The sequence below is a fragment of the Pseudomonas sp. Root569 genome (assembly GCF_001427465.1).
Classification (GTDB): Bacteria; Pseudomonadota; Gammaproteobacteria; order Pseudomonadales; family Pseudomonadaceae; genus Aquipseudomonas; species Aquipseudomonas synxantha.
Genome location: NZ_LMGQ01000001.1, coordinates 338,138 through 352,963, shown reverse-complemented (window position 1 = coordinate 352,963; position 14,826 = coordinate 338,138). Strand labels below are relative to the sequence as shown.

The 14,826-nt window shown below is 60.1% G+C and carries 20 protein-coding genes and 1 riboswitch; of the genes, 11 read left to right on the top strand and 9 right to left on the bottom strand.

Going from position 1 to position 14,826, the window contains the following annotated elements:
- Nucleotides 1-13: 13 nt before the first annotated feature.
- Together ASD70_RS01625 and upp are read right to left on the bottom strand one after the other, a co-directional pair.
- A complete protein-coding gene (locus ASD70_RS01625; RefSeq protein ID WP_005784866.1) occupies nt 14-1,288 on the bottom strand; it encodes a uracil-xanthine permease family protein in 1,275 nt (424 codons plus the stop codon).
- A 2-nt stretch (nt 1,289-1,290) separates the two neighbouring features.
- Nucleotides 1,291-1,929, bottom strand: coding sequence for a uracil phosphoribosyltransferase (gene upp, locus ASD70_RS01620; protein ID WP_017138223.1), 639 nt, complete (start codon nt 1,927-1,929; stop codon nt 1,291-1,293).
- Between the two features lie 164 nt (nt 1,930-2,093).
- Between upp and ASD70_RS01615 the strand changes: the two genes are divergently transcribed.
- From ASD70_RS01615 to ASD70_RS01605, 3 genes are all read left to right on the top strand, one after another.
- Nucleotides 2,094-2,651, top strand: coding sequence for a hypoxanthine-guanine phosphoribosyltransferase (locus ASD70_RS01615; RefSeq protein ID WP_046070938.1), 558 nt, complete (start codon nt 2,094-2,096; stop codon nt 2,649-2,651).
- A 3-nt stretch (nt 2,652-2,654) separates the two neighbouring features.
- Nucleotides 2,655-3,122, top strand: coding sequence for a WbuC family cupin fold metalloprotein (locus tag ASD70_RS01610; protein ID WP_046072646.1), 468 nt, complete (start codon nt 2,655-2,657; stop codon nt 3,120-3,122).
- Between the two features lie 111 nt (nt 3,123-3,233).
- On the top strand, nt 3,234-3,521 hold the full coding sequence (locus ASD70_RS01605; RefSeq protein WP_046070939.1) for a PA4642 family protein: 288 nt from the start codon (nt 3,234-3,236) through the stop codon (nt 3,519-3,521).
- 103 nt (nt 3,522-3,624) lie between these two features.
- Here ASD70_RS01605 and mqo read toward each other — a convergent pair whose 3' ends face one another.
- Nucleotides 3,625-5,163 (bottom strand): malate dehydrogenase (quinone), encoded by a 1,539-nt coding sequence (mqo, locus tag ASD70_RS01600; RefSeq protein WP_056845502.1) that lies wholly within the window; start codon nt 5,161-5,163, stop codon nt 3,625-3,627.
- A 395-nt stretch (nt 5,164-5,558) separates the two neighbouring features.
- Between mqo and ASD70_RS28825 the strand changes: the two genes are divergently transcribed.
- The gene (locus ASD70_RS28825) at nt 5,559-5,879 is read left to right on the top strand and encodes a hypothetical protein (protein ID WP_156382903.1); all 321 of its coding nucleotides are present in this window, start codon (nt 5,559-5,561) and stop codon (nt 5,877-5,879) included.
- Between the two features lie 8 nt (nt 5,880-5,887).
- On the opposite strand, the gene ASD70_RS01595 is transcribed toward ASD70_RS28825, so the two are convergent.
- Nucleotides 5,888-6,121, bottom strand: coding sequence for a hypothetical protein (locus tag ASD70_RS01595; protein ID WP_046070942.1), 234 nt, complete (start codon nt 6,119-6,121; stop codon nt 5,888-5,890).
- Nucleotides 6,122-6,304: 183 nt separating this feature from the next.
- On the opposite strand from ASD70_RS01595, the gene ASD70_RS01590 reads away from it, so the two are divergent.
- Nucleotides 6,305-6,889: a YajG family lipoprotein gene (locus tag ASD70_RS01590; RefSeq protein WP_043050774.1), complete on the top strand. Its 585-nt coding sequence runs from the start codon at nt 6,305-6,307 to the stop codon at nt 6,887-6,889.
- Nucleotides 6,890-6,948: 59 nt separating this feature from the next.
- On the opposite strand, the gene ASD70_RS01585 is transcribed toward ASD70_RS01590, so the two are convergent.
- Nucleotides 6,949-7,158, bottom strand: a complete 210-nt coding sequence (locus ASD70_RS01585) for a hypothetical protein (protein ID WP_046070943.1) — start codon at nt 7,156-7,158, stop codon at nt 6,949-6,951.
- Nucleotides 7,159-7,340: 182 nt separating this feature from the next.
- Between ASD70_RS01585 and ASD70_RS01580 the strand changes: the two genes are divergently transcribed.
- Nucleotides 7,341-7,598: a hypothetical protein gene (locus tag ASD70_RS01580; RefSeq protein ID WP_046070944.1), complete on the top strand. Its 258-nt coding sequence runs from the start codon at nt 7,341-7,343 to the stop codon at nt 7,596-7,598.
- A 132-nt stretch (nt 7,599-7,730) separates the two neighbouring features.
- On the opposite strand, the gene ASD70_RS01575 is transcribed toward ASD70_RS01580, so the two are convergent.
- Nucleotides 7,731-8,894 (bottom strand): 1-acyl-sn-glycerol-3-phosphate acyltransferase, encoded by a 1,164-nt coding sequence (locus ASD70_RS01575; protein WP_014716949.1) that lies wholly within the window; start codon nt 8,892-8,894, stop codon nt 7,731-7,733.
- A 132-nt stretch (nt 8,895-9,026) separates the two neighbouring features.
- On the opposite strand from ASD70_RS01575, the gene ASD70_RS01570 reads away from it, so the two are divergent.
- From ASD70_RS01570 to ASD70_RS01555, 4 genes are all read left to right on the top strand, one after another.
- Nucleotides 9,027-9,209, top strand: a complete 183-nt coding sequence (locus ASD70_RS01570) for a CPXCG motif-containing cysteine-rich protein (protein ID WP_046070945.1) — start codon at nt 9,027-9,029, stop codon at nt 9,207-9,209.
- Nucleotides 9,210-9,222: 13 nt separating this feature from the next.
- The gene (locus ASD70_RS01565) at nt 9,223-9,483 is read left to right on the top strand and encodes a putative signal transducing protein (protein WP_056845501.1); all 261 of its coding nucleotides are present in this window, start codon (nt 9,223-9,225) and stop codon (nt 9,481-9,483) included.
- A 37-nt stretch (nt 9,484-9,520) separates the two neighbouring features.
- Complete coding sequence (locus tag ASD70_RS01560) at nt 9,521-10,141, top strand: SOS response-associated peptidase (RefSeq protein ID WP_046070947.1); 621 nt, start codon at nt 9,521-9,523, stop codon at nt 10,139-10,141.
- A gap of 127 nt (nt 10,142-10,268) precedes the next feature.
- Nucleotides 10,269-11,087 carry a M48 family metallopeptidase gene (locus tag ASD70_RS01555; protein ID WP_043050781.1) on the top strand — a complete coding sequence of 273 codons (819 nt, stop codon included), beginning with the start codon at nt 10,269-10,271 and terminating at the stop codon, nt 11,085-11,087.
- A 141-nt stretch (nt 11,088-11,228) separates the two neighbouring features.
- Here the strand turns inward: ASD70_RS01555 and ASD70_RS01550 are convergent, their stop codons facing one another.
- From ASD70_RS01550 to ASD70_RS01540, 3 genes are all read right to left on the bottom strand, one after another.
- On the bottom strand, nt 11,229-11,813 hold the full coding sequence (locus tag ASD70_RS01550; protein ID WP_005784895.1) for a TMEM165/GDT1 family protein: 585 nt from the start codon (nt 11,811-11,813) through the stop codon (nt 11,229-11,231).
- 87 nt (nt 11,814-11,900) lie between these two features.
- A riboswitch (yybP-ykoY riboswitch) is annotated at nt 11,901-12,022 on the bottom strand.
- 50 nt (nt 12,023-12,072) lie between these two features.
- Nucleotides 12,073-13,071 (bottom strand): class I SAM-dependent methyltransferase, encoded by a 999-nt coding sequence (locus ASD70_RS01545; RefSeq protein WP_056845500.1) that lies wholly within the window; start codon nt 13,069-13,071, stop codon nt 12,073-12,075.
- A gap of 31 nt (nt 13,072-13,102) precedes the next feature.
- Complete coding sequence (locus ASD70_RS01540; protein WP_056845499.1) at nt 13,103-14,065, bottom strand: 2-hydroxyacid dehydrogenase; 963 nt, start codon at nt 14,063-14,065, stop codon at nt 13,103-13,105.
- Between the two features lie 87 nt (nt 14,066-14,152).
- Here ASD70_RS01540 and ASD70_RS01535 point away from each other — a divergent pair, with 87 nt between their 5' ends.
- Nucleotides 14,153-14,785, top strand: coding sequence for a LysE family translocator (locus tag ASD70_RS01535; protein WP_005784901.1), 633 nt, complete (start codon nt 14,153-14,155; stop codon nt 14,783-14,785).
- Nucleotides 14,786-14,826 lie beyond the last annotated feature (41 nt).

The window sequence follows — 14,826 nt, the reverse complement described above, 5'->3', positions numbered from 1 at the left end:
TTTGTGTCGATGGTTAGATCAACGGTTCATCCGGCTTCTTGTTCTTCCAGCCATCATTGCCCGGCAGCAGCAGGTTCAAGCCAATCGCCACCACCGCACACAGGGCAATGCCCTTGAGGCCGAAATCATCCGGGCCGGTGCCGGTGCCGACCAGCACACCGCCAATCCCGAACACCAGGGTCACTGACACAATCACCAGGTTGCGCGCTTCACCCAGGTCGATCCTGTGGCGAATCAGCGTGTTCATCCCCACTGCGGCAATCGAGCCGAACAGCAGGCACAGAATCCCACCCATTACCGGTACCGGGATGCTCTGCAGCAGTGCGCCGAACTTGCCGATAAACGCCAGGCTGATGGCAAATACCGCCGCCCAGGTCATGATTTTCGGGTTGTAGTTCTTGGTCAGCATCACCGCGCCGGTCACTTCGGCGTAGGTGGTGTTCGGCGGGCCGCCAAACATCCCCGCTGCCGTGGTGGCAATGCCGTCACCCAGCAGCGTGCGGTGCAGGCCGGGCTTTTTCAGGTAATCGCGGCCGGTCACGCTGCCTACTGCAATCACACCGCCGATATGCTCGATCGCCGGGGCCAGGGCCACTGGGACGATAAACAGGATCGCCTGCCAGTTGAACTCCGGCGCGGTGAAATGGGGCAGGGCGAACCAGGGCGCAGCAGCGATCTTTGCGGTGTCGACCACGCCAAAGTAGAACGACATGGCAAAACCCACCAGCACCCCGGAAATGATCGGCACCAGGCGGAAAATGCCCTTGCCGAACACCGCGACGATCAAGGTGGTGAGCAGCGCCGGCATCGAGATCAGCATCGCCGTCTGGTAATGGATCAACTCGGCACCGTCGCCGGACTTGCCCATGGCCATATTGGCGGCAATCGGCGCCATGGCCAGGCCGATGGAGATAATCACCGGGCCGATCACCACTGGCGGCAACAGCCGGTCGATAAACCCGGTGCCCTTGACCTTCACGGCCAGGCCCAGGAACGTGTAGACGAAACCGGCCGCCATCACCCCGCCCATGGTTGCCGCCAGGCCGAACTGGCCCTTGGCGAGAATGATCGGGGTGATAAACGCGAAACTCGATGCCAGGAAGACCGGCACCTGCCGCCCTGTCACCACCTGGAACAGCAACGTGCCCAGGCCTGCGGTGAACAGTGCGACGTTTGGATCAAGACCTGTGATCAGCGGCATCAACACCAACGCGCCAAATGCTACGAAGAGCATCTGTGCGCCAGACAGGATCTGGCGCCAAAGCGGGTCGTTGAATTCATCCTGCATGCTCACGCGTCCTTCTGCTTGGTGCCGAAGATCTTGTCACCGGCATCGCCCAGGCCCGGGATGATGTAGCCGTGCTCGTTCAAGCGCTCATCGATGGACGCGGTATAGATCTGCACATCCGGGTGGGCTTTCTCGACGGCGGCGATACCTTCCGGCGCGGCTACCAGCACCATGGCGCGGATGTCCTTGCAGCCGGCCTTTTTCAGCAGGTCGATGGTCGCGACCATGGAGCTACCGGTGGCGAGCATCGGGTCGATGATCATGGCCAGGCGTTCGTTGATTTCCGGGACGAGTTTTTCCAGGTAAGTGTGGGCCTGCAAGGTTTCTTCATTGCGGGCTACGCCCACGGCGCTGACCTTGGCGCCCGGGATCAGGCTGAGGACGCCTTCGAGCATGCCTATACCGGCGCGCAGAATCGGCACGACGGTAATTTTCTTACCGGCGATTTTCTCCACTTGTACGGGACCGGCCCAACCGGGGATCTCGTAGGTCTCCAGGGGTAAATCCTTGGTGGCTTCGTAAGTGAGCAGCGCTCCGACTTCCTGAGCAAGCTCACGGAAATTCTTCGTGCTAATGTCGGCACGGCGCATAAGGCCGAGTTTGTGTCGGATCAGCGGGTGGCGGATCTCGCGAGTGGGCATGGGAAAGGCTCCGGCGGCGGGCAAAAAAACCGGCCTAGATTAATCTATCCGAGGGTGTTGTCCTATAGACATCAAGTACGTTAGTCCATAAAGGCTTGATTGGAGCGCACGAGAAGCGTACCTTCGCCCGCTTTTCTTGCCACAGCACCCCCTTGGAGAGCGCCATGTCTGCTGATCTCGAGCATATCCGTCAAATCATGCACGAGGCTGACTGCCTGTACACCGAAGCGCAAGTCGAAGCAGCGATCGCCAAGGTAGGCGAACACATCACCCGCGAAATGGCCGACACCAATCCGGTGGTCTTCTGCGTGATGAACGGTGGCCTGATCTTCGCCGGCAAATTGCTCACCCATCTGCAATTCCCGTTGGAAGCTTCCTACCTGCACGCTACCCGCTATCGCAATGAAACCAGCGGCGGCGATCTGTTCTGGAAGGCCAAGCCGGAAGTCTCGTTTATCGACCGCGATGTGCTGATCATCGATGACATTCTCGATGAAGGCCACACCCTGGGCGCGATCATCGACTTCTGCAAACACGCCGGCGCACGTAAAGTGCACACTGCTGTGCTGATCGACAAAGACCACGACCGCAAGGCCCGCCCTGAGCTGAAAGCCGACTTCGTCGGGTTGCCGTGCATCGACCGCTATATCTTCGGTTATGGCATGGACTACAAGGGCTACTGGCGTAACGCCAATGGCATTTTTGCCGTTAAAGGAATGTAAATGATGGCCCGCTTTCTTGATCAGACCCTGTTTGCTGAGTTGGCCGAGAAAGCGGCCGCTAATCCCCGTGGCCGTCAGAACGTCAACTTTCATGAGATGCAAGAGCCTTGTCATCGCATGGCAGTTGGCTTGCAGCCCAACACTTATGTGCAGCCTCATCGCCACCTGACCGCTGATAAAGCTGAAACCCTGCTGGTGCTCAAAGGCCGCCTGGGCATCCTGATTTTCAGTGACGCGGGCGAGGTGTTGAGCAAGCGTGTACTTCAGGCTGGAGGAGAGTGCCAGGGTGTCGACCTGTCGCCAGGGGTGTTTCATGGCCTGGTGGTGCTGGAGCCGGATAGCGTGATGTTTGAATGCAAGGCTGGCCCTTACCGTCCGGTTGGTGAAGGTGAACTGGCGAGCTGGGCGCCCCGTGAAGGCGAGGCGGGTATGGCTGAGTATCACCGCTGGATGCTTGCCCAGTTCGATTAATCCACTGAGATCCAAATGTGGGGGAAACGGTGCTTTCTCGCCGCTTCCGAAGCCTGCGTCCCGCAGGTAGACTTCAAGCCCCGTGTAAATGTCTGCAGGCTGGAGTCGGTAATGCGTAAAGATAAGAAACAGGTGATTGGTGACGAGATCGGCGACGAGCAGATCAAGTTGTTCCTGGACTTCGAGCCGGTTGATGCCACTTCGCCGTCCCTGCACAAACTGATCAAGGCCTATCGCGGCCTGCGTATCGACGACTTCGAACGGTTTCTGGGCTTTTTCAAGGAAGCAGGCTGGGACTTGGATGGCAAGGACGAGCACGGCCAGACCTTCGTTGACCTGATCAAGGACCAGCGCAACGCCGCCGAATACATCGAACTGATCGACAACGCCCGCGGTTGATTATCCAGGCCACAAAAAAACGCCCCGGCCTCATAAGAGTTCGGGGCGTTTCGCTTTTAACGGTAGGAGCGAGCTTGCTCGCGAAGAACCTGAGAGCGCCGCGTTAATCCACCTGCGCTGCGTTATCGTTGACGTTTTTCGCGAGCGAGCTCGCTCCTACAGGCTCCACCAGCTCAAGGCTGATGTTGTTCTGCGTGTTGATCTTGCGATACAGCTCTGCATCGGTCTCCAGGATCTTTTCCCGTGCCGGGAAGATCTCGTGCAGCTTGGTCGCCCATTCACCGGCTGCTTTCTCCGGGAAGCAGCGCTCAATCAGTTCGAGCATGATCGACACCGTGACCGAAGCGCCCGGAGACGCGCCCAACAGCGCCGCCAACGAACCATCCTTGGCCGCCACCAGCTCGGTGCCAAATTGCAGCACGCCGCCTTTCTTCGGGTCTTTTTTGATGATCTGCACCCGCTGGCCGGCCACTTCCAGGCGCCAGTCCTCTGCTTTCGCCTCAGGGTAGAAGCGGCGCAGGGATTCCAGGCGCTGTTCCATGGATTGGCGCACTTCGCTGACCAGGTACTTGGTCAGGTCCATGTTGTCGCGGGCCACAGCCAGCATCGGGCCAATGTTACCGGCACGAATCGACATTGGCAGGTCAAGGAACGAGCCGTGCTTGAGGAACTTGGTGGTGAAGCCCGCATAAGGCCCGAACAGCAGGGATTTCTTGCCATCTACCACGCGGGTGTCCAAGTGTGGCACCGACATGGGCGGCGAGCCCACCGCGGCCTGGCTATACACCTTGGCCTGGTGCTGCTTGACCACTTCCGGGTTGTCGCAACGCAGCCATTGGCCGCTGACCGGGAAGCCGCCGAAGCCCTTGCTTTCCTCGATGCCCGAGGCTTGCAGCAACGGCAGCGCCGCACCGCCGGCGCCGAGGAATACGAACTTGGCGTCGACATCACGGCTGTTGCCGCTGTTGACGTCCTTGATGCTCACGGTCCAGCCCGCACCGTTGCGCTTGAGGCCGGTGACGCGCTTGCAGTATTTGACCTGGGCGTCCGGCGAACTGGTCAGGTGGCTGAGCAACTGATTGGTCAGTGCGCCAAAGTTGACATCAGTGCCGTTCATCACGCGCGTGGCGGCAATTTTTTCGTCGAGCGGGCGGCCCGGCATCATCAGCGGCATCCACTCGGCCATTTCACTGCGGTCTTCGGTGTAGTGCATGTCCGAAAACGCGTGGTGCTGGCTGAGGGTTTCAAAGCGCTTCTTGAGGAAGGACACACCTTTGTCGCCCTGCACGAAACTCAGGTGCGGAACCGGGCTGATGAACGACTTGGAGGAGCCAAAAGTGCCCTTCTTGGTCAGGTACGCCCAGAACTGCTTCGACACCTCGAACTGGGTGTTGATGTGCACGGCTTTCTTGATGTCGATGGAGCCATCGGCGGCCTGCGGCGTGTAGTTCAGCTCACACAGCCCGGCGTGGCCGGTACCGGCGTTGTTCCACGGGTTGGAACTCTCCGCGGCACCCGAGTCCATCAGCTCAACGACTTCCAGCTTGAGGCCGGGGTCGAGCTCTTTGAGCAGTACGGCCAGGGTGGCACTCATGATGCCGGCCCCTACCAGTACTACGTCGACTGCTTCGTTATGCGCCATTTAACGCGTCTCCAAAATCTGCAGCACCAAATTGACGGCATGGCTGCCAGGAGTGACGGGGCGGTTCACGTGTTGCCCCAGGTTACCCATGGCCAGGATCGCCATGTCCGTTTCGCAATTCTTTGCAACTTCAGCACACGCTTCCTGCCGGGCTAATCTGCCTATGAACGCATTCATGGGCGCCTGTGGCAATTCGACTTATGGTCAAAGCGTGCGATTCGTGCAACCAATCCGTAGCGGACAGGCTCAAGCTCCGGTTTTTGAAGAAGGCTCGATCCTGTGTAATTGGGCTGCCCCAGACGCTGATGGTGCTTGTACAAACGCCAAACTATTCATTTGCTCGCCACACTCTTGTGAAGTTGTGAAAACCCGTTTTTTCACGCTCTTTTGAAGACGTGAACCTCAAAAAAGGGCTGCCCAGCCTGGCACCTGTCCCGCGTACCTCTGCCGACATGCGGCAAAACGGGCAAACAACTCAAGTGGCCGAGCGTATGGCAGCTCTGGCAGATTCGACAAAGACGGGTGGTTTGCAAAGGAAACAGCAAGCACGCCAGCTTCACTCGATCTGTGTGGGCGGCTCTCTGTGGGCGATTTTGGGGGCTAATGCCTGGGCATTAACGATGCTGCGAGGCCCGATCAGGAGACGTCCTTATAATCGGGGGGAGATTGTAGCGAAGAACGCCAAGGAAATGGGCGTGTTTTATGACTTTTATTAGCGCCTCGGTCAGGAGGCCAACACTTGCCGGTGCCGTGCGCGAAAAACCGGTGGGCTGACCCGGGCGCTGGCCGGCAGTGGGCGGTGCATCCAGCCCAGGTGAGTCTCTGTCACTTCGACCCAACCTTCACCGACCGGCGGCAGGCTGCACTGCTTGAATGCCTGGCAATGGCCTTGGGCATCGAGCAGGGCGAAGTGGCGGTGACGGGTGTGTGACATGAACAGGGTCTTGAGAAGGCGCATGGCTGTGTACCTATTGCGTTACATGCTTGAAGGTTGCCAGTGTGGCATGACACTGGGGTGACGAATTTATGCGAATTTGTAATTTGCACCCTGCCTTCAGCCGCCGTTCAGGATCGCTGGTGAGTAGCGCGCGTGCACCGTTATACTGGCGGCCTGTCTGCACCCAGTCCTGGAGAAATGAGTATGTTGCAACGCCTGTTGTTCGGTTTGATCACTGTGACCAGTTTGACCCTGGTTGGCTGCGCCAACAGCCCGCAACAACTCAGCCCGCAACCTAAAGTCACTGCGCCATTGGCCGCGGTAGGCCATGGCCAGCCGGTGTCGGTGCGAGTGGTAGACGGTCGCCCGTCGCCGACCCTGGGTTCGCGTGGCGGTCTGTACCCTGAGACTGCGCTGATTTCGGTGACCGGCCAGGACGTGCTGCCCAAGTTGCAGGCCCAGGCTGAAGCCGCCGTGCGCTTGCTGGGCTTTACCCCGACCAACTCCCCAGGCGTGCCGCAACTGACCGTGACCCTGGCTGAGCTGAAATATCAGTCGCCCAAGGAAGGCCTGTATGTGACCGAAGCGTCCATCGGTGCGACCTTCAAGTCCGACGTCAGCGCCGGTACCCGTCGCTATAGCGGCCGCTACGCCGCCTCGCTCAACCAGCGCTTCGGGATGTCGCCCAACCAGGAAACCAACACCAAGTTGGTCAGCGACGTGCTCAGTGATGCCTTGACCCGCCTGTTCAAGGATCCAAGCATCGGCCAATTGCTCAGCGCGCAATAAATTGTCGGCAAAAAACCGGGCTCATCGCTGAGCCCGGTTTTTTTATGCCTGCGGTTTGGTCATGCCGCAGCATCGACATAAAAGTCCAGCACACTCACGCCGGTAAGCAGATCCAGCTCCGGCAGGTCGGCATGCTGGTGCCCGCCGAGGGCGCAATACACCAGCCAGTGGCGGTCCTGGACGTTGAACGCGAGGCTACCGATCAGTGCCTCTTGCTCATCACTTTGGGCGATCAGATACAGTCGGTCCTGGTTTTGCGCATGCAACATGACAAGCTCCTCAAGCGTCGAAGGGCAACAGGGTGGCTTGTTAAGGTGACGTTCAGGTGACGCTGTAAATTACTGGATACATTAGCCGTCAACGGGGAGGGAGTATCAAAGGCGCAGGAGGCGACTATCGTTCAGCTTTGTATCTGGACTGATACCCGAACACTGATCCGCCGAGGTCTGCGATGGCGCTGCCTGCACTGTTCATCAATGCTGTTGCCCTACTGGTTGCCTGCTCGGGCGCCCTGGTGCTGTTCATCACCCGCCTGCACGCGCAACGCGCAATGGCCGACCTGGCCATGCGCAGCGAAGAGCGTGCGATTGACCAGCCGATGCTCTTTTTGGACACCCGCACCGAACGGGCGCATCGCCAGGCTTACCGGGTTGGGTTCGCCGGCCTGGGGCTGGCGCTGGCCCTGTCCTGGTTTAGCACCCACGTGTAAGCACACCGCAATACAAATGTGGGAGGGGCGGTGCGACGATTCGACTTGCCCCCGATAGCAGTGGGTCAGATACAGATAAGCTGACTGGCGCACCGCTATCGGGAGCACGCCCCCTCCCACATTGGATGAGTGTTACAGGGGGATTCCGGCCTTGACCCGATACTGATTGCGCACCGGCGTCGCATATTGCACCACCAGGTACGGGCGGTGTTCGGCCGGGCATTCGTTCAGGCGTCGTTCCCATTCCGCCTTGGCCTTGGCCAGCTCATCGGCCGGGAACACATCGGCCGCCTTGGGCACTTGCAGCTGCGGGTCGGCATCACTCCACTGCGCGTACGCCAGGTAATGCACCGGGAACAGCCGGTAACCGCCTAGGATCTGTCGATCCATTTCCACTGCCAGCAGCTTGGTATCTTCAAAGCGCTCGGTGATCGGCGGCGCAAAATTCACATGCACCCGGCCCTTGTAGCCGGTGATACCCAAGGCAATGCTCACATCGTCCTCGCCTGGCGCCTTGCTGTAGGTGCCGGTGGTGGCGCGGATATACAGCTCGCGGGCCTTGGCGGCATCGCAGGGGTCGTACTCGTAGCTGATGGACACCGGCGTCAGGTTCAACGACTGGATGACCTCGGCAAACGGCTCGTCCTTGCGGCTGACATGGAACATCTTGAGGATTGCCGATTCAGTGCGGTCATCGCCATCCTTGGCCCGGCCTTCGGCCTGGGCAATCCAGATCGACTGGCAGTCGTTGCGGATCGAATGGTTGATATAGGCCGACAGCAGGTTATAGGCCGCCATCTTCTCCTTTCGCCCGGTAATCGAACGGTGCACGATAAAGCTCTTGTTCAAGCGCATCAGGTCGCTGACAAACGGCTTTTGCAGCAGGTTGTCACCGATGGCGATGCGTGGCGTCGGCAGGCCGGCGTGGTACACGGCGTAGTTGACGAAGGCCGGGTCCATCACGATGTCGCGGTGGTTGGCCAAAAACAGATAGGCGGTGCCGGATTTGAGCTGTTCGACGCCGGTATAGGTCACGCCGTCGGTCGCCCGGTCAATGGTGTGGTCGACGTAATACTCGACTTTGTCCTGCAGCGTGGCCACGGTGGTGACGCCGGCAAACTCGCGGCGCAATTTGCGCGCGATCATCGGCTTGAGCAGCCAGCCCAGGGCGCCGGCAAAGCGCGGGAAGCGGAAGTGGGTCAGGATGTCCAGAAAGGCCTTGTCACTGAACAGGCGCGCCAGCACTGCCGGGACTTCGCTGTCGTTGTAAGGTCGGATGGTATCGAATTCGCCCATCATGCTCTCTTGTTAGAAACGGCTAGGGTAAGTAAAGGAACTAGCAGGAGCGGCGTGAGTAAACTGACTCAGCCGGAAATAGCCCTGTAAATAGACCGGCGATTATACGCACAAGTCACCTTGGAGACTGCGATGCTGGAAACTGCGCTGTACGATTGTCCTTATTGTGGCGAAACGGTCGAGACAACGGTGGATTTGTCTGGTGGTGACCAGACTTATATAGAAGACTGCCAAGTGTGTTGCCGGCCGATCACGTTCGACCTGCAAGTCCATGGTGACGAGTGGATGCTTGAAACCCGCAGCGAAAATGAATGACAGGTACGCGCCCATGCAGCGAATCTACGAACCGGAAAACCTGATGGAAGGCGAGCTGCTGCAACAGATGCTTGCCAGCGAAGGTATCGAAGCGCACCTGGTGGGCCGCCATTTGCTCGGAGGTACCGGCGAACTGCCGATCTTCGGCTTGCTTGGGCTGGAGGTCGACAATGACCAGGCTGCCAACGCCCGCGAGCTGATCACCGCCTATATCGGTGCGCAACCTGTGCCCGGCGACGAACCCGACAGCTTCCCCGACGTATTGGTCTGTTAGGCTGTCGGTCGGTTTACCCCAAGAGTCGTGTTGCCCCATGTGTGGACGTTATGCCCTGTTTCGCTGGAACCCTGCCTTTGCTGCCTTGCCCGGCTTCCCCGCCGACCAGCAGGCCCAGTGGAACATCTCTCCCAATGATTCGGTGCTGATCCAGCGCCTGAGCGAAGGCCAGCTCACCCTGGCCCGTGCGCGTTGGGGTCTGACGCCGCCCTGGCTCACCGACCTTTCCCGCACCCCGGCCCACGCCCGTGCCGAAACGCTCGCCGAGCAACCGATGTTCCGCGAAGCCTTCCGCCAGCGCCGCTGCCTGCTGCCAGCCAACGGTTTCTACGAGTGGCGCGGCACCCAGCGCAAGCGTCCGTATTGGCTGACGCCGGGGGAGGGCTCCACACTATTTTTTGCCGCGATCTGGGAAGCATATCCGGTGCAGGAACAGGTGTGGCTGAGTACGGCGGTGATCACCCAGGCGGCGCAGAGCCAGCGACGCCCATTGATTCTGGATGCGACAGGGCAGGCGGCGTGGCTCGACCCCGAGACGCCGCTGCATGTGTTGCAGGGCTTGCTGGCCGGTGAGCCCGCCGCGTTACGCGAGCGCGTGCTGGCCAATATGGTCAATGATCCGAAGCTCAATGGGCCGGAGTGCCTGACCCCGGCTTGAACCGGCGCCAACCAGGTCATCTGCACTGTGGGATGTGTCCGAAATTCAGTAGTTAAATGTCTGATGTATCTGGCGCGGATACAAACGACCGCCTACGATACGCGCCATGTGTTCAGGGAGCGTGTTCATGAAGAAGTCATTGGTGGTAAGTGGTTTGGTTGCAGCAATGCTGCTGGCGGGTTGTCAGTCGGTTAATACCACCAGCGGCGGCGCCGTTGGGGTAGAGCGCAAGCAGTACATGTTCAGCATGCTGTCGAGCCAGGAAGTCGACCAGATGTATGCCCAGTCCTACCAGCAGACCCTGGGTGAAGCCAGCGGCAAAGGGGTTCTGGACAAGACCAGCGCCAACGCCAAGCGCGTGCAGGCCATTGCCAAGCGCCTGATTGCCCAGGCACCCACCTTCCGTCCGGATGCGGCGCAATGGAACTGGGAAGTGAACCTGATCAAGAGCGACGAGATGAACGCCAACTGCGGACCGGGCGGCAAGATCCTGGTGTACAGCGCGTTGATCGACAACCTCAAGCTCACCGATGACGAGTTGGCGGCGGTGATGGGCCATGAAATCGCCCACGCCTTGCGCGAACACGGGCGTGAAGCCATGTCCAAGGCGTACGGCATCGAGATGGCCAAGCAGGGCGCCGGGGCGATATTCGGTCTTGGCCAGGACAGCCTGGCGTTGGCTGATACCGTGGCCAACTATGGCATGACCTTGCCCAACAGCCGCAGCAATGAGAACGAAGCGGACCTGATTGGCCTGGAGCTCTCGGCCCGCGCCGGCTACAACCCGAACGCGGCGATCACCTTGTGGAACAAGATGGCCAAGGCCTCCGAAGGTGCCCCGCCGGAGTTCATGAGTACTCACCCGGCTTCCGACAGCCGCATCGCTTCGTTGCAAGCGGCGATTCCGAAGGTGATGCCGCTGTACCAACAGGCCAAGAAATCCTGATGGACGCCGTGTAGGAGCGAGCTTGCTCGCGAAAAACTCACCGGCACCGCGTTTATTCAGGCAGCACGCGTTATCGTTGACGTTTTTCGCGAGCAAGCTCGCTCCTACAGGCATCAGGGCCAACCATCCCTCGTGTTCGGTTTAGATCCAGCCACTGCTTTGCATGGCCTTGTACACCGCCACAATCGCCAGTACGAAGAACGCCGTAGCCGCCAATCGGCGAATCAAGGTCAACGGCAGTTTCTCCGCTGCAAAATTCCCCGCCAGAACCACCGGTACGTTGGCAATCAACATGCCCAGGGTGGTGCCGATAATTACCAGCCATAACTCCGGATATTGCGCTGCCAGCATCACCGTGGCGATCTGGGTCTTGTCACCGATTTCGGCGAGGAAGAACGCTATCAATGTGGTCAGGAACGGCCCGAACTTGCGGGTGGTACTGGCTTCGTCATCATCGAGCTTGTCTGGCACCAGGGTCCACAGCGCCGTGGCGCAGAAGCTCGCGGCAAGGATCCAGTGCAGCACCGCGTCCGAGAAGAAACTCCCGAACCAGGCCCCCACGGCACCGGCCGCCGCATGGTTGGCCAGGGTCGCAGCGACAATGCCGGCGATGATCGGCCAGGGTTTGCGAAAGCGTGCGGCAAGGATAAGCGCGAGCAGTTGCGTCTTGTCGCCGATTTCGGCCAAGGCAACGATTGCGGTAGGAACGAGTAGTGAATCCAGCATCAGGTAGCTTCCAGGGGCGGGTCGACACGGCTATGACACGTACAGCCTTCCCGCCCCGGGTAAGGTGTGCGTGTCATAGGTCTTGTCAAACCCCGGTCCGTCTGTGCGGACTCCTGGGTCGCATACGCCATGGCCTGCTGACCAAGTATGTTGACGTATGCCGGACGAGCATGGCGCTCGTGGGAGACTACTCCCCTAGGACGCTGCGGATTCTGCCTAGGCAAAACCCATTCGGCAAGCCTTCTTTTTCAAACGCCCGTCAGGGACGCTTGGCACGGTAGATGCGAAAACCATTGCCCTCGGCCTTGATCGCGCAGATGCCCAGATGCTCTTCGATCAACGGCTGATACTTGAGGAAGCTGTTGGCAACCAAACGAAGTTCGCCGCCTTTTGCCAGATGTTTGGCCGCTTTTCGCAGCAGGTTTTCCGTGGCGAAGTAATCCGTGTGCACGCCGACATGGAACGGCGGGTTGCTCAAGATCGCGTTCAAACCCATGGGCGCCGCGTCGATGCCGTCACCGGTCAACACCTCGGCTTCCAGCCCGTTTGCGGCCAGGGTCAGGCGGCTGCTGGCGGCGGCGAAGGCGTCCACATCCAGCATCGTCACTGTGTTATGCGGGTAGCGACGCTTGACCGCCGCGCCGAGTACACCGGCGCCGCATCCGAAATCGAGCAAATGCCCGCTGGGCAGTTTATCCAGATGCTCCAGCAACAGCTCGGTGCCACGGTCCAGGCGCCCATGGCTGAACACACCCGGCAAGCTCACTACCTTCAACGGACCTTCGGCCAGCGGTACATCGAAGACCTGCGCCAGGCTCTCCAGCTCCACGGCTTGCGGAGCATTGGCCACGGTGACCTGCCACAGCTGGCAATGCCGCGCGTTATCCAGCTTGCGCGGCTTGCCGAAGGGCAGCAGCTGTTTGGCAGCGCTTTCGATACCGCCTTTTTTCTCCCCCACCAGAAACAGTTCGGCACCCGGCAGGCGTGCGGCCACGGCGTTGAGCAGGTAGTCGGTGAGGTCCTTGGACTTGGGCAGGAAGATCACCGCCGCATCAAACGCACGCTGGGGCACATTCACGCCGAACTGGCTGCGTTCGGGGAAGCGCGCGTCCAGTGCCGCCTGGTCGCCGGCATGCCAGCACCAGCCGTGGGCGTTGGGCAGGCGCCCGAGCAAATCGTCGGCAGGCAAACCTACCAGCAGCAGGTTGCCTTGAAAAAGTTCGGCCTGGCGAAGCAGTACTTCACTGCGCGGATCCATGGTCTGCTCCTTGAAAAAGGGGCGCAGTTTATCAAGTGACGACGCGCAGCGGGGCGCCACTGAAAAAGCCCCGGGCGTTTTCTGTCAGTTGCCCGACGATACGTTGCCGCGCTTCACGACTGCCCCAGGCGTTGTGAGGCGTGACGATCAAGCGTGGAATGTCTCCAGCCAGCAGCGGATTGCCATTGACCGGCGGTTCGACACTCAGCACGTCGGTTGCCGCGCCGCCCAGATGCCCGCTGCGCAGCGCATCGGCCAGGGCCTGTTCATTGATCAAGCCACCGCGTGCGGTGTTGACGACAAACGCACCGGGCTTGAGCAGGGCCAATTCACGGGCGCCGATAAAGTCACGGGTGTGTTCGTTAAGTGGGCAGTGCAGGGTCAGTGCATCGATCTGGGCGAGCAGCTCATCCAGCGGCATGCGATCGGCGCGGGCAGGGCGCCCGGGTATTGCGCCGAGCAGCACGCGCATACCGAACGCTTCGGCCAGGCGCGCCACGGCACCGCCTAACTCGCCATGGCCGAGCAGGCCAAGGGTTTTGCCTTCAAGTTCGACAATCTGATGGTCCAGTAGGCAGAACTGCTGGGCCTGCTGCCATTTGCCGGCGGCCACATCCTGTTGATAGTCCTTCAAGCGCGTCGCCAGGTTGAGCAACAGCATGATTGTGTGCTGCGCCACAGACGGCGTGCCATAACCCTGGCAGTTGCTCACGGTGATGCCGTGGGCGCGTGCGGCTTCGAGATCGACGTTGTTAGTGCCGGTGGCCGATACCAGGATCAGTTTGAGCTCCGGGCACGCCGCCAGGGTTTGCGCCGTGAGCGGTATTTTATTGCTGATCGCGACTTGGGCGCCCTGCAAGCGCTCCACCACATTCTGCGGCGTGGTCTGCTCAAACAGCTGCAACTCGCTGAAGCAGTCACGCAAACTGCTCAGGTCGAGGTCGCCCAGATCCAGGGAAGGGTGGTCGAGGAAGACGGCGCGGCGTTTGTTCATGGTCAACTGTACCTTTTGCGACGAGGTTCGAAGGCGTAATCTGCCGAGCCTATCAGATGAAATAATCAGTTACTTAATGGAGTGAGCATGTACGTCGCCGAGTTTTTGACCGTAGCCTTGATTCACTTGCTGGCGGTGGCCAGCCCCGGCCCGGATTTCGCCGTGGTGGTCCGTGAGAGCGTGACCCATGGGCGCCGCGCCGGAACCTGGACGGCCCTGGGCGTCGGCACGGCGATTTTCGTGCATGTAGGTTATTCGTTGCTGGGCATTGGCTTGATCGTGTCCCAGTCCATCGTGTTGTTCAACGCATTGAAATGGGCAGCGGCGGCGTACCTGCTGTATATCGGCTTCAAGGCCCTGCGCGCCCAGCCGGCCAAGCCCGCTGCCGAGGGTGAGTTGCACCGCGAAGCGGGCGAGCGCACACCGCGCGGCGCGTTTACCGCAGGCTTTGTGACCAACGGCCTGAACCCTAAGGCGACGTTGTTCTTCCTCTCGCTGTTCACCGTGGTGATCAACCCCCACACGCCCCTGGCGGTACAGGCCGGTTATGGCGTGTACCTGGCGGTGGCGACGGCGTTGTGGTTCTGCCTGGTGGCGATGCTGTTCAGCCAGCAGCGTGTACGCGCCGGGTTTGCACGGATGGGGCATTGGTTTGATCGGACCATGGGCGCGGTGCTGATTGCGATTGGGGTGAAGCTGGCGTTTACCAGCATGAAGTAATCAATTTTCTCAAGGGGACACAGCTCAAATGTGGGAGGGGG

Bases quoted from the DNA above. Each gene is read 5' to 3' on its own strand.
- ASD70_RS01550 (WP_005784895.1), bottom strand. From the start codon at position 11,813: ATGCTGGATTCACTACTCGTTCCTACCGCAATCGTTGCCTTGGCCGAA.
- ASD70_RS01590 (WP_043050774.1), top strand. From the start codon at position 6,305: ATGTTGCAACGCCTGTTGTTCGGTTTGATCACTGTGACCAGTTTGACC.
- ASD70_RS01595 (WP_046070942.1), bottom strand. From the start codon at position 6,121: ATGCGCCTTCTCAAGACCCTGTTCATGTCACACACCCGTCACCGCCAC.
- ASD70_RS01605 (WP_046070939.1), top strand. From the start codon at position 3,234: ATGCGTAAAGATAAGAAACAGGTGATTGGTGACGAGATCGGCGACGAG.
- ASD70_RS01570 (WP_046070945.1), top strand. From the start codon at position 9,027: ATGCTGGAAACTGCGCTGTACGATTGTCCTTATTGTGGCGAAACGGTC.
- ASD70_RS01585 (WP_046070943.1), bottom strand. From the start codon at position 7,158: ATGTTGCATGCGCAAAACCAGGACCGACTGTATCTGATCGCCCAAAGT.
- ASD70_RS01575 (WP_014716949.1), bottom strand. From the start codon at position 8,894: ATGGGCGAATTCGATACCATCCGACCTTACAACGACAGCGAAGTCCCG.
- ASD70_RS01540 (WP_056845499.1), bottom strand. From the start codon at position 14,065: ATGAACAAACGCCGCGCCGTCTTCCTCGACCACCCTTCCCTGGATCTG.
- ASD70_RS01615 (WP_046070938.1), top strand. From the start codon at position 2,094: ATGTCTGCTGATCTCGAGCATATCCGTCAAATCATGCACGAGGCTGAC.
- ASD70_RS01580 (WP_046070944.1), top strand. From the start codon at position 7,341: ATGGCGCTGCCTGCACTGTTCATCAATGCTGTTGCCCTACTGGTTGCC.
- ASD70_RS01545 (WP_056845500.1), bottom strand. From the start codon at position 13,071: ATGGATCCGCGCAGTGAAGTACTGCTTCGCCAGGCCGAACTTTTTCAA.
- ASD70_RS01610 (WP_046072646.1), top strand. From the start codon at position 2,655: ATGGCCCGCTTTCTTGATCAGACCCTGTTTGCTGAGTTGGCCGAGAAA.
- ASD70_RS01535 (WP_005784901.1), top strand. From the start codon at position 14,153: ATGTACGTCGCCGAGTTTTTGACCGTAGCCTTGATTCACTTGCTGGCG.
- mqo (WP_056845502.1), bottom strand. From the start codon at position 5,163: ATGGCGCATAACGAAGCAGTCGACGTAGTACTGGTAGGGGCCGGCATC.
- ASD70_RS01555 (WP_043050781.1), top strand. From the start codon at position 10,269: ATGAAGAAGTCATTGGTGGTAAGTGGTTTGGTTGCAGCAATGCTGCTG.
- ASD70_RS01560 (WP_046070947.1), top strand. From the start codon at position 9,521: ATGTGTGGACGTTATGCCCTGTTTCGCTGGAACCCTGCCTTTGCTGCC.
- upp (WP_017138223.1), bottom strand. From the start codon at position 1,929: ATGCCCACTCGCGAGATCCGCCACCCGCTGATCCGACACAAACTCGGC.
- ASD70_RS01625 (WP_005784866.1), bottom strand. From the start codon at position 1,288: ATGCAGGATGAATTCAACGACCCGCTTTGGCGCCAGATCCTGTCTGGC.
- ASD70_RS01565 (WP_056845501.1), top strand. From the start codon at position 9,223: ATGCAGCGAATCTACGAACCGGAAAACCTGATGGAAGGCGAGCTGCTG.